The 985-nt window shown below is 71.5% G+C and carries 1 protein-coding gene; it reads right to left on the reverse strand.

The features are described 5' to 3' along the window. Positions 1-921: SLC13 family permease (locus BMG07_RS40800; protein WP_307867341.1), on the reverse strand; the 921-nt coding region annotated here is incomplete at its 3' end. Positions 922-985: the final 64 nt, after the last annotated feature.

Raw genomic sequence — 985 nt, forward strand, 5'->3', positions numbered from 1 at the left:
CGGAATGCTGATGCGGTGGAATTCGCGCAGCCCGTGCGGCAGCTTGGCCAGTCGCAGCGCGATCAGGTTGGCCAGCGAGCCCAGCACGCAGCCGAAGCCGCCCACGCTCACGCCGGCGGCCAGCGCGGGCAGGTCGCGCACGTGGCCGTCGAGCAGGATCGCCGCCGGCACGTTGCTGATGAACTGTGAAGTGACCACGGCCGCGAGGTAGGCGCGCCAACCCTCGGCAATGGGCCAGTGGCCCAGCAGCGCGGCCACGGCGGGCAGCTCGGCCAGCTGCCGCAGGTCGACGAACATCAGCGCGATGATCGCGAGCAGCGCCCAGTCGACGCCGCGCAGCACGCGCGGGTACGACAGCAGGAACACGCCGAACACCACGCCCAGGCCCGCGAGCAGCCAGTGGCGGTCGAGCGCGACCACGAAGCCCACGAACAGCACGCCCGACAGCGCCAGCAGCCGGGGCTGTACTGGCGCGGCCTTGGCGCCGCCTTCGGTGTCGGCCTTGATCGCGATGGGCGTGCGCGGCACCAGGAACCACACCGCCACGAACAGCCAGAACAGCATGACCGCCACGGTCGGCAGCATCATGCCCATGAAGCCGACGAAGCTCTCGCCCGACCGGTGCCAGAGGTACAGGTTCTGCGGATTGCCGATGGGCGTGAGCGCCGAGCCCGCGTTCACGGCCAGCGCCTCGAGCACCACCAGCCGTGCCAGCGGCAGGTGCGCCTGCGTGGCCAGCACGCGCGTCAGCGGCACCAGCAGGAACAGGCTCACGTCGTTGGTGACCAGCGCCGACAGCAGCGCCGCGCTGGCCGTGAGCAGCAGCGCAAGACTGCGCTGCGTGGTGGTGCGCGCCAAGAGGCGCTGCGCGGTGGCCTGCAGCATGCCGCTTTTCTCGACGCCCTGCGTGATGGCCAGCACCCCGCGAGCGCGCCCACGGTCTGCCAGTCGACCAGCTTCAGCCAGTCCATCGGCGCGCGCGGGC

This window comes from Variovorax sp. E3, from assembly GCF_016082275.1.
In the GTDB taxonomy this organism is placed as follows: domain Bacteria; phylum Pseudomonadota; class Gammaproteobacteria; order Burkholderiales; family Burkholderiaceae_C; genus Variovorax.